Annotated in this window: 8 protein-coding genes and 1 tRNA gene; 6 read left to right on the forward strand and 3 right to left on the reverse strand. The window is 46.0% G+C overall.

What is annotated here, in order from left to right; all coding sequences use genetic code 11:
• Positions 1-77: 77 nt before the first annotated feature.
• Positions 78-974: a site-specific tyrosine recombinase XerD gene (xerD, locus tag AC1XUF_RS11175; protein ID WP_483341870.1), complete on the reverse strand. Its 897-nt coding sequence runs from the start codon at positions 972-974 to the stop codon at positions 78-80.
• A gap of 38 nt (positions 975-1,012) precedes the next feature.
• On the opposite strand from xerD, the gene aroQ reads away from it, so the two are divergent.
• Positions 1,013-1,429 carry a type II 3-dehydroquinate dehydratase gene (gene aroQ, locus AC1XUF_RS11180; protein ID WP_483341871.1) on the forward strand — a complete coding sequence of 139 codons (417 nt, stop codon included), beginning with the start codon at positions 1,013-1,015 and terminating at the stop codon, positions 1,427-1,429.
• Positions 1,430-1,493: 64 nt separating this feature from the next.
• Here aroQ and AC1XUF_RS11185 read toward each other — a convergent pair whose 3' ends face one another.
• A complete protein-coding gene (locus tag AC1XUF_RS11185) occupies positions 1,494-3,983 on the reverse strand; it encodes a M14 family zinc carboxypeptidase (protein WP_483341872.1) in 2,490 nt (829 codons plus the stop codon).
• A 254-nt stretch (positions 3,984-4,237) separates the two neighbouring features.
• On the opposite strand from AC1XUF_RS11185, the gene AC1XUF_RS11190 reads away from it, so the two are divergent.
• Together AC1XUF_RS11190 and AC1XUF_RS11195 are read left to right on the forward strand one after the other, a co-directional pair.
• A tRNA-Glu gene (locus AC1XUF_RS11190) sits at positions 4,238-4,309 on the forward strand.
• Positions 4,310-4,565: 256 nt separating this feature from the next.
• Positions 4,566-7,865 carry a T9SS type A sorting domain-containing protein gene (locus tag AC1XUF_RS11195; RefSeq protein WP_483341873.1) on the forward strand — a complete coding sequence of 1,100 codons (3,300 nt, stop codon included), beginning with the start codon at positions 4,566-4,568 and terminating at the stop codon, positions 7,863-7,865.
• A 174-nt stretch (positions 7,866-8,039) separates the two neighbouring features.
• Here AC1XUF_RS11195 and AC1XUF_RS11200 read toward each other — a convergent pair whose 3' ends face one another.
• Positions 8,040-9,143, reverse strand: a complete 1,104-nt coding sequence (locus AC1XUF_RS11200; RefSeq protein WP_483341874.1) for an MBL fold metallo-hydrolase — start codon at positions 9,141-9,143, stop codon at positions 8,040-8,042.
• A 130-nt stretch (positions 9,144-9,273) separates the two neighbouring features.
• On the opposite strand from AC1XUF_RS11200, the gene AC1XUF_RS11205 reads away from it, so the two are divergent.
• Genes AC1XUF_RS11205 through AC1XUF_RS11215 form a run of 3 tightly spaced genes read left to right on the forward strand, consistent with a single transcriptional unit; the run spans position 9,274 to position 14,953 of the window.
• On the forward strand, positions 9,274-11,148 hold the full coding sequence (locus tag AC1XUF_RS11205) for a CocE/NonD family hydrolase (protein WP_483341875.1): 1,875 nt from the start codon (positions 9,274-9,276) through the stop codon (positions 11,146-11,148).
• A gap of 33 nt (positions 11,149-11,181) precedes the next feature.
• On the forward strand, positions 11,182-11,961 hold the full coding sequence (locus AC1XUF_RS11210) for a ThuA domain-containing protein (protein ID WP_483341876.1): 780 nt from the start codon (positions 11,182-11,184) through the stop codon (positions 11,959-11,961).
• A 4-nt stretch (positions 11,962-11,965) separates the two neighbouring features.
• Positions 11,966-14,953 carry a glycosyl hydrolase family 28-related protein gene (locus AC1XUF_RS11215; protein ID WP_483341877.1) on the forward strand — a complete coding sequence of 996 codons (2,988 nt, stop codon included), beginning with the start codon at positions 11,966-11,968 and terminating at the stop codon, positions 14,951-14,953.

The following is a 14,953-nucleotide window of genomic DNA, read 5'->3' on the forward strand; positions in this document are numbered from 1 at the left end:
GAAGCAACTAAAGCGCGCCTTACCTGGTGCTACGCCCGACGCCGACTCGCTTTTGCTGGATTCCCTTTTAAAGGACACTATCCCCTCGGATGAAACTCCGTGATAACCTGTCTTAGGTAATCTCGATCAAGGTGGGTATAAATTTCTGTTGTCGTGATTGACTCGTGTCCAAGCATCTCCTGAACGGCCCGGAGGCTGGCACCACCTTCGATCAGGTGAGTGGCGAATGAATGCCGGAAAGTATGCGGACTCACATTCTTATGGATCCCCGCTTTTTCGGCGAGATTTTTGATGATTAGAAAAATCATGACCCTCGTCAACTGGCCTCCCCGCCGATTAAGGAAGACAATATCCTCACTATCTTTTTTGGGGGTGATTTCGCCTCTGATATGTTCAAGATAAAGTTGTGTGTATTTAATTGCCTCCCTTCCGATGGGAACCAAACGCACTTTATCCCCCTTTCCAAGGATACGCAAAAAGCCTATATCAAAATAGCAATGTGTGATCAGGAGGCCTGTAAGCTCGGAAACCCGCAAGCCAGAGCTGTAAAGTACTTCAATGATCGCCCTGTTTCGAGTACCCTCCGGCGTAGAATGATCAATAGCCGCCAGCATTGATTCAATTTCTTCGTAGGAAAGCACATCCGGTAATTTTCGCGGCAATCGGGGTGATTCCAGTAATTCAGTGGGGTCTTCGGAAACTTCATTTTCCAGAACCATATACTTAAAAAACGCCTTGATTCCCGACAGTATCCGCGCCTGAGAGTGAGCAGCGAGCCCCAGTTCGGACAGGTATTTCAGAAATGCGGTTAAGTGCTGTTCTTCGATCCGTGCAGGTGGCAGGTCGACCCCGGTGAGTTCGAGGAACTCCTGGAGTTTTTCCACATCACGCACATAAGCTTCTACCGAGTTACCGGAAAGCGAACGCTCAAGCCGCAGATAGTTTTTGAAATGTTTGATGTAGCTTTGCCACATATTCAACAGAAAAATAAATTCATAAAAGATTGACCGGAATGAAAAAGATATTGATCCTGAATGGGCCTAATTTAAATCTTTTGGGCAAACGCGAACCCAGCGTTTACGGCAGCCAGTCATTTGAGGATTATTTCGAAATATTGAAAAGCACTTTTCCTGAAATGGAACTGCACTATTATCAGTCCAATCATGAGGGGGCGTTAATTGATAAGATTCACGAAGTAGGCTTCACTTTTGACGGCATCATCATCAACGCTGGCGGTTTCAGCCACTCGTCAATTGCACTCGCGGACGCCTTGTCATCTGTGACTACGGCCGCCGTTGAAGTTCACATTTCCAACATTCATGCCCGGGAAACTTTTCGTCACCACAGTTATATCACGTCCCGTTCCAAAGGCATGATCTGTGGCTTGGGGCTGAAAGGTTATGAATTGGCGATCAGGTACTTTCAATGAGTAACCAGATCCCTTTCTCTCTCTGAAAAGCTGGAACTCAATTCAGCCAACCAAAATCAACCATTTATCTGAATACCGCGTTGCTGAATAGGATCTTTCCGTTATAGAGCATTGCCCGGAAAACAGGATCTTCCATCATGTAAATCACTTGTCCCCGGCCCATCTCCTGTACACCCAGTATCAGCGTGTTTTTGAGTTTAGCCGACATTTTGCTTCCTACAAACCCAGCTTTGTAACCTGTCTCAGTGAGATAACCGACGTTCCAGCCGTCTTTCAAATATTCTCTTTCGTAGGCATCCCTAACCAGCGTAATATACTCGTCGCCGCAACCGAAAGAAAGCGGGTGTGTCTTGTCCATGGTTAGCTGGAACATACTCCCCGGAGAGGTGTCGCTTGCATCTTCCCTCTCCTGGTCACCATATTTTTTAAAGAAGTCGGCATCTTTTTTCTTGTCCGACATTTTTTTAGAGAGGTTAAATCCGGGTTTGTTTAAAAATGCATCTGTCGCACTCTCCATTGCAATGATCTTCCCGCCCGTCTTCACCCAGCTTTGCAGTGCTTCTAATTGTTTTTCACCCAACAGATCGCCGTACTTACCGTCTGGCAATATCAAGACGTCAATTTCATTCCATGGAAGAGATAACAGCTTTGCGGCATTGACAATCGTAGCGGGATATTTGATCTGCTGCTCGAAGTAATGCCAAACCGCACCGAACGCGGTAGGAGAGATCCCGTCTCCGCTTAGCACGACTACTTTCGGCGTTTTCAGCGCTGCAATATGATCATCACCAAAGTCGGGACCGGAAGTAACCATCCCGGTTTTTACGGGAAGGAGTCTGACAAAATGCTTTGTTGCAATGGAAGTGACCAGTTTGTCAAAATCTGCACGCTCGTTTCCCTTTTTTGTGATGATCAAGGTTCCCGCGTCAAACTTTGCATTGGCAATTTCAAAAGGGACATTGGAAGTTTTTACCAAAATGCCATTTTTAAGTAATTCGGCCAGGAAAACCGCATCTTCAACTTCCGACCATCGTGCGATATAAGCATAGGGAGAAAACCCAGGTACCGGATTTTCTATTTTTTCGGATTGGTACGTTGCGGGAGTCAGTTTGTCCTTCAAACCATATGCTTTCAGCCCAAAAATGTAGGAAAGTCCCCAGCTAGTCACATCATAGGTCACCGAGTCCTCTAAAACGGGTTTAGGTTCAAAAAGCACTCTCAGTAAATTCGACTTGGGCTGGTAAGCGCTGATGAGTAAGTCGTTATTTTCAATTTTAAAGCTCTCCTCTGTCGAATTGATCAGCTCTGTACCTTTCAGCGAAGCAGTTTTGCCGGAAATCCCATAGGTGATGCCTTGTTTGGTAAGCCACTCACCAAATGACCTGAGCCGCTCTTCGTGGCCTTTTGCTTTAACAACATAGGTTTTGAAAGTTCCCGAAGGTGCCTTGGCTGCATTGTCGTGGTATTTAATAAATTCGGCAACAATTTTCTCTTTTTGCGAGAGGACAGCTTCCAAAGTTGCGAGAGTAGTTGCATAGTGGTGGGAAATACGACTTCCTAGAGTTAAAGTATCATGTTCATCCTTCCTTTTGATTCCCACTCCCGCACGGCCGCCACCTCCTTGTTCGTAAGTGACCCCTATAGCACCGTTAACAGTCGGCCAGGTATCACCATAGCTAGGGTAAAACAGGTCATAATTGTATTTGGTAAAATAGGCCCAATTGTTTTTATCAAAATACTTGCTGGTGTATTGGCCAATCAAATCGTTGAATTCCCGTTGCCATGGCGTTACATCTTTATGAAAGGGTTTGGCAGCAGGTGGAAAATAGTAACTTCTTGATGGGCCCATTTCATGGAAATCGGCATGGAAATGCGGCATCCACTGGTTATACAAGGCAATGCGTTCCTGCGTCTCTTTTTGCGTCTGCCAGGCCCAATCACGATTGAGGTCAAACAGGTAATGGTTAAAACGCCCTCCCGGCCATGGCTCATCATGTTCCAATGCGAATGTTGTTACGTCCGGGACAGCATTTTGAACCCGGTTATACCATTGCGAATACCTTTCATAACCGTCCGGGTTAATGCATGGATCGATCATGATCACCATGTTTTTCAGAAAGTCCTGCGTTAGCGTGTTTTGCTTGTTAAGTAATTCGTAAATCACTTTCATGCTGGTATTGGCCGAAACAGATTCATTTCCATGGACATTATAGCTAAGCCAAACAATCGGAGGAACAGAGGCGTCGGGTTTACCGGGCAGTAATCCAACGCTTTTTAAGTGGTTCTCACGGATGCTGTTCAGTTTGGCCATATTTTCCGGAGCGGAAACAAATGCGATCATCAGCGGCCTTCCCTCATTGGTGGAGCCGTATTGCATTAGTTTCATCCTATCCTGGTTTTGCGACTGGATGATGTTGAAATATTGGATTATCTGGCTGTGAAAGGCAAATTTGGAGCCCAGTGGAAACCCAAGATGTTCGTCGGGAGTGGTATTTTGTGCAAAAACTGAATTGAACGATACAAGTAAAAGGAGAAAGCGGATAGATTTTAGCATGAGCAACAAATTAGTAGGACTCCTAAACCCAAATTTAGAAAGTTACCTGAATTTAATGTCATACGGATTTGGATAAAAAAACTTTTCAAAATGAACTCACTGAAAATGAATGGCTAATAAAATAAATCAATTTTATTTCAGACCCAGTGTTGGAATTTAAAGATCAACCGTGCATCTTTGCACCACGTTTTCGGAAAGCGGAAGCGAAATGTGAAAGAAAGTGCTAAAAAAACGCGCGAAGTAGGAGACCAGTCGGCCCATTCGTCTAGCGGTTAGGACACGACCCTTTCACGGTTGAAACAGGGGTTCGATTCCCCTATGGGTCACAAAACCGTGCGAAGAAAGCACTTTCAATCATTACAAAACCACTCTGTCTTCGGAGTGGTTTTTTGTTTTTTTACTTCCCTCATTTTCAGCCTTATTGGCGAATTAACTTTCGAAATTAATGGCAAAACAATATTATTCTATTGTTAGACGAAAAATTTATATCTACTTGTAGTACATTTGATATATAGTATAGAATAAGTTACAATAATACTACATCATAACCCATAATTTATTGCCCACTAATTTGTACACTCTATGAATTTTTTACTGAAAATGTTATTCGTGGGAGGAATAGCCGGCCCCCTGGCTGCTGCTCCCAACGAAGCTGGTCGCAGCGCTCCAATGGTTACCGACAGCGTGCTTATCCAAAACAACGGAGGCGCAGATTTAAATCACTCTTACACCATTAAAAATCCTTACACAGATTCACCTGACAAACCGTTTACAATTGCTCCTAAAGCACTAATGGCAAGCCCTGCACCATTGGCCAGCAAAGTAACATGCGGGGGCAGGACCTGGGAACAAGATCAATATCTTGGGAGTACCGGCGACGGAAAACAAGTTCGCGTGCGTTTACAGGATAACCGGATTTACCTCAACTGGAATGGCGAGGTGGCTTCCAACATCTGGATTCTTTATTACCTGGACACAGGGGCTTTTAAAGACAATCCTGTCGACGGGGCTACAATTGCAAACTGTGTGAATCCTGTCGACCCGAGTACAGTGCCAAATCCTTTATTGGGAAAAACGAGTGATGGCCAAATAACCTGTAAAGGCATTATAATGCCGGATCGGGACTTTCTAGGAACTTTTGTCGGCAGTGAAGGTAACACTTATCAGTCTATAAGGTATGTGAACGGCATGCTTCGTGTCGCTATCAAACAAGGGGAAAATGACACCCGTGACGACTTTTACGACATGAGTCTTTTGAAATTTACAATCCGGCATGCAAACACCTACAGCAAGTTAGCCAATAAATGGGAAGGCGTTTTAACCGAAGAGATGGTTGATGGCTGTTTCTGGCCTATCGTACCCAAACCTGCCACGCCAGTTGCTGAAACACCCTGTACATCCGGCCCTACTCTGAAAACGATTACGAACGTAAACCAAACCAGTCTGCGGTTTACTTATGAAGGTAGCGGAGTGACTTCTATCAAGTGGAAAATCCTTTCCGGGGCCAACACTGTCGCCAGCAATACAACTGGAACCCTGAGTGGCACGACGGTCAATCTGAGTTTTAGCTCGGTTTCACCAGGAAATTACAAACTGGTGATCGAGGGTAACAATTGTATCTCCGGGGCGAGTGAAATGAACTTCACAGTACCGGTTCCCCCGATCGGGAACTGTATTTCAGGGCCGACTCTGGGAGCCGTTACAAACATTACGGCAACTGGTCTACAGTTCAGTTTTGATGGACTTGGCGTGAATAACATTAAATGGAAAATTCTTTCAGGAACCACTACTGTTGCCAACGGGACAACACCACAATTGACCAGCGCCCAGGTTACCCTGACTTTTGGCTCGCTTTCGCCCGGGACTTATAAACTCGCTATCGAAGGAGGTGACTGTACTTCTGCGGTAAGCGAAAAGACGTTTACCGTTCCAGGTACTACCCCAAACTGCTCATCTGGCCCTACAGTAGGCACCATTTCCAATATCTCGCAAACCAGTTTGAGATTTACTTTCTCCGGAAGCGGTGTGAGTACGATCAAATGGAAAATACTTTCCGGAACAAATACCGTTGCAAGCGGCACAACGGGAAATCTGAGCACCACCACGGTGGACTTAACCTTCAATTCCCTTTCACCGGGCACTTACAAGCTTACAATTGAAGGTGGAAATTGTGTGTCCGCTCTCAGCGAAAAGAACTTTACAGTGCCAGTACCTCCTGTTGCAAACTGTATTTCAGGGCCGACTCTGGGAGCCGTCACAAACATTACGGCAACTGGTCTGCAGTTCAGTTTTGATGGACTTGGCGTGAGTACGATCAAATGGAAAATTCTTTCAGGAACCACTACTGTTGCCAGTGGGACAACACCGCAACTGACCAGCGCACAGGTTAACCTGACTTTTGGCTCGCTTTCGCCAGGGACTTATAAGCTCGCTATCGAAGGAGGTGATTGTACTTCTGCGGTAAGCGAAAAGACGTTTACCGTTTCAAGCCCAATACCGAATTGCTCATCTGGTCCTACATTGGGCGTCATTTCCAATATCTCGCAAACGGGTTTGAGATTTACTTTCACCGGAAGCGGAGTGAGTACCATCAAATGGAGAATTAAATCCGGCGTGGCCGATGTTAAGAATGGCACAACGGGCGATTTGGGTAGCGCTAAAACCGTAGACATCAGCTTCACCACACTGGCTGGCGGCACATATTCCCTGGAAATAGAAGGTGGAAATTGTACATCTGTTGTAAGCAAAGCCAACTTTACGGTAACCCCTCCGGTTGCAGGGACTCCTGATTGTCAAAACGGTCCCTCGATATCGTCTATCAACAGTCCTACCCCGAGCAGCCTTACTGTTAATTTTGCCGGAACCAACCTGCATGTCTTCTCATGGAGGATTTTGGACGGTACTTATGCCGTGGCAAGTGGAAAAACAGGAGTTCTTAGTTCCAATTCAACGCCTTTAACTTACAATTACCTGAACAATAAGACCTACACTTTTGAATTGACACCTGTGGATTGTAAAGCGGCGAAAGTCACCAAAAATTTCACCGTTTCGGGTACCGACACCCGTTCTGCCTGTGTGAAAGGCCCTACTTTGGGTTCGATTCCTACTTCCGGCGAAACAGGCCTGACGTTCCAGTTTGATGGACTTGCTGTTACCGCTATTGACTGGAAAATCATGCAAGGCACCACGCCGATGCGTCAGAACCGCATTTCGCCACAGTCCAGTACCCCGGCTATTGAGTTTGAAACTTTGCCGAAAGGCGATTACACGCTTGAGATCCAGGGAGGGAATTGCAAGTCCGCTGTGACATCGGCCCGGTTTGCAGTAGGGCAGCCTTTGCCGATTTATATCGCAAACTTTGCAGGAACTATCGTCGAAAAAGGCGTGGAGCTGTCCTGGGAAGTAGTTTCTGAACAAGATGGAAAAGAATTCGAAGTGCTTCGTTATGACGACCAGCTGAAAAATGCCGAGACACTGGGGAAAGTATCGTTGACGGACCAAAGGACTGGCACTTATCACTTTTTGGATGAAAAGCCGTTGCTGGGCATCAATTATTACCAATTGAAGCAAATCGATATCGACGGCACTTTTACAAAAAGCAAGATCATTTCGATTAATCCCGGGGTAATTACCGGAAAAGTTTTGGCGCCAAATCCGGCTCAGGACTATGTGGACATTCAGTTTTCTTCCCGCACATCCGGCGTTTCCCGGGTTACGATTTTCGATGTATCGGGTAAAGAGGTAGGAACTTCCGAAATCCAGATCACCGAGGGGAAGAATGTCCATCGCATCAATGTGAAGAAACTGAGCAACGGACATTACTTCATCAAAGTCGCGCATGGCGGTGAGGTTTCCAAGTTGCGCTTTGCAAAAATAAATTGATATTATAGGTTGTATGTAATCTTCAAAACCGCTCTTGCTAAGGGCGGTTTTTTTGTTTTCAAAATGCCTCCCCAAAATGTCGGCGCCTCATTTGCCGGAACGAATAGGAGAAATTTTGTCTTTGTTGGATAGCGTGGAGTATTTGCAACAAATGAACGATAGAAAAGCCGGATGTCAGGGATGCTGCAGCGCCTTCTCCTTCCACCACTCAGGGAATTGTTGAGGAGAATTTAAATCCACTTTCTGCCCGATCAGCGGGGTTACCAGGGGCATATTTTGCTTTTTGGCTTCAATTGCAGCTCTTTGGATGGGCTCGTTCCAGTCGTGGAGGGCGAGGGAGAATTTGGCCCAATGGACTGGCATTAATTTGCTGGCTTTGAGTTCCTTGGCGGCAGTTACGGTTTCTTCGGGCATCATGTGAATGTACTTCCAGGCTTCATTATACTGCCCGCATTCCAGCAATGCAAGATCAAACGGGCCGTATTTTTCACCGATTTTTTTGAAATGGGCATCATAGCCTGAATCTCCGCCGACGAAGATTTTCTTTGTTGGCGTTTGCAATACCATTGAGACCCACAGCGCCTTATTACGGCTGAACTGGCGGCCTGAAAAATGCCTCGCAGGTGTTGCTGTAATTTTGAAACCCTCTCCAAGTTCCACTGTCTGGTTCCAATCGTTTTCGACGATCACGGACGGATCATAACCCCAGTATTCGAAATGTTCGCCGGTGCCAAGGCCCGTGATTACCTTCTTCACTTTTGATTTGAGCTTTACAATGGTTTCATAATCCAAATGATCGTAGTGATCATGAGAAATCAGGAAATAGTCGATATCAGGAAAGTCCTCCACTGCATAAACGTCGGCTCCTTTGAAGCTGGGTGTCGTGAAACTTATGGGCGAGGCGCTGCCACTGAAAACGGGATCTACCAGAAACTTTTTGCCGTCGATCTGCATGAAATAGGAGGAATGCCCGAACCATACCAGCACATTTTCATTGGGATTTAAATGCAGCAGGTCGGTTTTCTGAGACGGAATGGTGGCGCTGGGAATGTTGTATTTACTTTTGCCAAAGAAGAACTTGGTTATCACTTTCAGGTAACTCGATCCCTCAGCCAGATCGGGCGTGAAACTTTCATTTTGAAATTTATCGTCGCGGTAATTCGGTGATTGCCTGATCCTTTCCAAACGGGCACCTGAGGGTTGTCTTCCAAATTGGGGTTGTCGCATAAATAACACCACGCCGATTACCAGCAAAGCCAGTATAACAAAGAATATCATGAGGATTTTTTTAAGTCGTTTCATCAATTGCCGTAAAAGCCAATTTGCTTGGAAGGTAAAAAGTTTTGCCTTTACCAAGCACTTTCTTCTGTATTTTTGGTAAGCATATTTTATCCATCAATCGTCTGCTATGAAAATAAGTTTCCTGAGCTGCTTGCTTGTGTTAACCGTGATCGTTTCCAATGCGCAAAACACCGCGCTTCCCGATACAGGCTTTGTGCGCAGTAATTACAAGAAAACAGAGGTATATATTACGATGCGGGATGGTATCAAACTTTTTACCGCGATCTACACGCCCAAGGATTCCGCGCAGACTTATCCGATCCTGATGCAGCGAACACCTTATTCAGTTCGGCCATATGGTGAAAATAATTATCGCAGAAGTCTCGGCCCGAATGCGTTATTGATGCGCGAGAAATACATTTTTGTGTATCAGGATGCCCGCGGACGTTACAAAAGCGAGGGCAATTTCAGGGAGATGACGCCAGCGATCGACAATAAGAAGAATAATAAGGATGTGGACGAATCCAGCGATACGTACGACACCGTTGAGTGGCTTTTGAAAAACACAAAAAACAATGGTAAGGTGGGCCAATCGGGCATTTCCTTTCCCGGATACTATTCCTCGGCCGGATTGCCCGACGCGCATCCCGCTTTGGTCGCGGTTTCTCCACAGGCTCCGATGTCCGACGAGTTCATTGGGGACGATTGTTACCACAACGGTGCCTTTTTTCTGATGGATAATTTCGGCTTTTACAGCGGCTTCGACGGCCCGAAAAGCGCGGATGGACAAAACTACAAAGATCATTTTCAAGCTAATTTCAGCGACGCTTACCAATATTTTCTTGACTTTGGCCCGTTGAAAAAATCCAATGCGGCACCCTATTTTTCCGATGCGAACAGTATCTGGAGACAAACTACCGCACATCCGGTTTACGATGATTTCTGGCAATCGCGAAACATCAAAAACCATTTGAAGAACATTAAGCCGGCTGTTTTAGTAGTAGGCGGCTGGTTCGATGCAGAGGATTTATACGGTGCGTTAAAAACTTATGCGGCAATTGAAAAGCAAAGTCCGGGGAATAACAACAGGCTCGTCATGGGTCCGTGGACGCACGGTGGCTGGGCGGGGCCAAGCTGGAAATCCTTTGCGCAATACCATTTTGGGGAGGATGTGAACAAATATTACCGGGAAGAGATCGAGACGAAATTCTTTAATTTTTACCTCAAAGGAAAGGGTAGTTTCGATCTGCCGGAAGTGACGGTTTTTGAAACGGGTTCTAATAAATGGAAGAACTATGACGTCTGGCCCCCGAGAAATAGCCAGCCGACTTCGTACTATCTGCATTCAAAAGGAAAGCTGTCCACTGCGAAACCAACTTCTTCCACAAGCGTTTCGGAATATGAAAGTGATCCCTCCAAACCTGTTCCGTATACCAGCACCATCAGCGGACACCGAAACAATGAATATATGGCCGAGGACCAGCGGTTTGCGTCGAGAAGACCGGATGTATTGAGTTTTCAAACGGATTCGCTGACGGAAGATCTGACTTTGACAGGAGAAATTGTTGCCAACCTGTTGGTATCGATGACTGGCTCGGATGCTGATTTTATTGTGAAAGTAATCGATGTCTGGCCTGCAAATACCAATGTGCCAGGAGCGAAAGAAGGGGATAGGCCTGTCCAGATGAGCGGTTACCAGCAAATGGTGAGGGCGGAAGTTTTACGGGGAAAATTCAGAAATAGTTTTTCCAAACCTGAACCGTTTGTAAAGGGCAAAGTCGAAAAAGTGACGGTTAAGCTCAATGAAATTGCCCATACTTTCAAGAAAGGGCACAAAGTCATGGTGCAGATCCAAAGCAGCTGGTTTCCATTGGTGGACCGTAACCCTCAGAAATTCGTCAATATTTTCGAGGCCAGTGAAAGCGATTTCCAAACGTCAAAAATCACAATTTACCACGATTCCAAAAACAGCAGCAACATACTTTTGCCAGTGCTAAAATAGCGCGTTACCTTATTCCCTAAACTCCTGAAAATCATGAAAAACTTGTTTCGGACACTGTCGGCTTATTTGCTTACTGCGTTACTTTTTCTCAGCTGTTTCCAACTAGCAGCGCAATCCAAAGCGCCGGCATTCAGGGTGTTGGCCATGGCCGAGCCTGGCGGTCACCATATTGCCTACTCCAAAGTTGCGAGGGTTTGGCTGGATTCGCTGGCGGGCAAAAACAATTTCACCATTGATTATATCGAAAATACAGATCCGATCAATGATGAGTATTTGTCTAAATATCAGCTGATTATCCAGTTGGATTATGTCCCATATGCCTGGAAGCCCGAGGCTGTCTCCGCGTTCGAAAAATATATCACTGAGGGAAAAGGCGGCTGGATTGGCTTTCACCACGCCACTTTATTGGGAGAATTTGATGGTTACAAGATATGGCCATGGTTTTCGGATTTTATGGGAGGTATCCGTTATAAAAACTACATTGCCGATTTTGCAGCTGCGACCGTCAAGGTGGAAAACCGTAAACACCCTGTCATGAAAGGGTTACCAGCTTCTTTCCTGGTCAAAAAAGAGGAGTGGTATATCTACGACAAAAGTCCCAGACCCCATGTGGAGGTCATCGCAAGTGTAGACGAATCCACTTATTCGCCCGATTCCAAAATCAAAATGGGAGATCACCCTGTGATCTGGTCCAATCCGAAAATGAAGGCGAAGAACATTTATATTTTCATGGGACATTCGCCGGTTTTATTTGAGAGCACTGAGTATAAGACTTTGTTCAAAAACGCGATTTTTTGGGCCGCAAAGAAATAATCGAATGAATTTTTCAAAGCAAATCGGCTTGGCTTTCCTGGTTCTTTGGATGCCTTATGGCGTCTTTTCTCAAAAGAAAAGGGGCACCGACATGCCTGAGGAGAGCAGATCTTTTTACCAACAAAGATTGGACGACTCCGACGCCACTTATTTTACTCCCGAACATTTTAAAATTACAAATGATGGTAAAACAGATGTCTCTGACGAATTGCAAAGGGCTGTTAATGAAGTAAAAACAAACTTTAATTTTGGCATTGTCTTCATCCCGGAAGGTACCTACAAGGTCAGCAAGACGATTTATATTCCTACTGCGGTGCGGGTGATCGGTTATGGGAAAAAAAGGCCAGTATTTGTGCTGGCAGATAACGCCCCCGGTTTTCAGCAGGAATATCCCGACGATAAGGGTAAGGCCAAATATATGTTCTGGTTTACCTCTTCTATTCCCAGATCCGGGCAACCAATTCCCGACGCGGGTGCCAGTACTTTTTATAGTGCCATGTCCAATGTGGATATCCGCATTGGGGAAGGAAACCCGTTTGCGGTCGCATTGCGGACACATTTTGCACAGCACAGCTTTACCTCACATATTGATATTCACATTGGCAACGGGAAAGCCGGTATGTTCGACGTGGGGAATGAAATGGAGGATGTCCGTTTTTTTGGAGGGGATTACGGCATCTATACATTCAAACCATCCCCAGGCTGGCAGTTTATGATGGTGGATACCTATTTTGAAGGGCAGCGCAAGGCTGCAATCAGATCTCAGGAATCGGGTTTAACGATCGTCAGAATGGCTGTTAAGAACGCTCCGGCGGTTTTGGAAATCAATCCGGATTACTACGAAAAGCTGTTTATGGAAGATTGCAGGTTCGAAAATATATCCGGCCCGGCTTTGATGATCAGCAATGAAGAAAATGCGTATACCCAGATCAGTTTAAGGAATATTGCTTGCAGTAACGTGCCGGTTTTGGCGCATTACAGAACCAGCGGGAAGCAAGTCGCGGGAGCTGGCGCGATTTATAAAGTCAAAACATTTAATCACGGATTGCAGATCGACGGATTTGATGCAAAACCAATACACCAAACTACTCAGGAAATACAGGCACTCCAATCGTTTCCACCGCCAGCCAAAACGGATATTCCCGAGTTCCCCGATATCAGAACCTGGGCTAATCTGAAAACATTGGGGGCAAAGGGTGACGGCATTACCGACGATACAAAGGCGATCCAGCATGCCATTGATCAAAACGATGTCGTGTATGTGCCGCAGGGTTGGTACCGGGTTTCTGAAACGATCAAAATGAAGCCGAAGACGGTTTTGATTGGACTGAACCCCATTGCTACCCAATTTCAGATCGCGGATAATACCGAATCTTTTGGAAGTTTTGGAGCGCCGAAGGCGGTTTTGGAATCTTCGGAAGGTGGTACCAACGTATTGACAGGGATTGGAATTTCCACTGCTGCCAGTAATAATCGGGCCGTAGGGGTGAAATGGATGGCCGGGGCTGATTCCTATCTGAATGATGTGAAATTCCTGGGCGGTCACGGAAATATCAGTCGCAAGAAACCGGCCCCAAACGCCATTACAAATGCTTCACACACGGACAACGAATTGCTCTGGGACAGCCAATACTGGAGTTTGTGGGTTACCAATGGCGGCGGCGGAACGTTTAAGAATATCTGGTCGGCCAATACTTTTGCGACATCGGGGGCCTATTTTTCAAATACTTCGACGCCCGGCAGGATTTATGCCATGTCCATCGAGCATCATGTCCGCAATGAGATCAGATTTAAGAATGTATCAAACTGGAAAGTCTATGCTTTGCAATTGGAGGAAGAAAGCAAGGAGAGTTCCGAGTGCAAGCCCGTTGAGCTCGAACGCTGTAAGGATATGGTTTTCGCCAACTTGTATATGTTCCGGGTGATCAGGGTGAAAACGCCTTATCCCTATTCTATCCGCTCCTGGGGCAATTCGGGTATTGAGTTTCTGAATGTCCATCATTACAGTCAGACCAAATATACATCGACGGTCCCATTGTATGACATTCAAGCTGATCAGGAAATTCGCCCCTGGGAGTTTCAGCGATTTTACCTGAAAGGAGCAGGCTGGCGGATCCTGCCGCCAATGAGTGCCGTGACGAAGCTGTTTGACGGGTTTGAGTTTGCAGACGGTATTTGCCGGGACAGTAAAGGGAATATCTATTTCAGCGAGGCCCGGAACCGACGGATCTATAAGGTTTCAGGCGTTTCGATCAGTCTGATTGCGGATTTTCCGTGGGAGCCGCTTTCATTGGCCTGCGATACGAAAGATAATTTGCTGGTTGTTTTCAAATATGTGCCCAGGGCGGGATATTTGAAAAATGGGCAACCCGAAACGTTTCCTAACCCTCCCGACGCAGCAGGAACTTCCTTTAGTGGCTGGGGAAACAGTGGTTTTGGAACGTTAGTCTATGCGATGGACCCGAACAGACCTGAGGAAACCATTCATTTGCTGGAAAAAACGAGCCTGGATCAAGTCGCGAAAATTGAAAAAACGCTTAACCCGTCCAACCGCAGGAGAGATTCTGGAGATTTTAGCAAAGTCAGCACCAATACTTTTACCGAATGCTGGGTTGCGCCGGATGGGGTGACGATCGTTCCGGTGGTTTACGACCTTGCCCGTTCCAATGCACTGGTTGAAGGCTTTCCAGGGAAAATCCTTTATGGAACGGATGAATATTTGAAAAGGACTTATCAATTCAATGTCGGCCCCAAAGGGCATTTGACGGATCCGAAAATTTTCGCTGAGAAAGGAGAATTCAGCTCTGCCGTCGACAAAGAGGGTAACGTTTACATTGCCGACGGACAGATTTATGTGTATGATCACTCGAGTAAAGAGTTGCGAATGATAGAAGTACCGGAGCGACCGACTACGATTCTTTTTGGCGGGAAGGATGGAGATATGTTGTTTATTACGACACGAACAGGGCTTTATTACCAGCAGATGAAGTGA

The sequence above is a fragment of the Dyadobacter sp. HNCC25DJ185 genome (genome assembly GCF_056895195.1).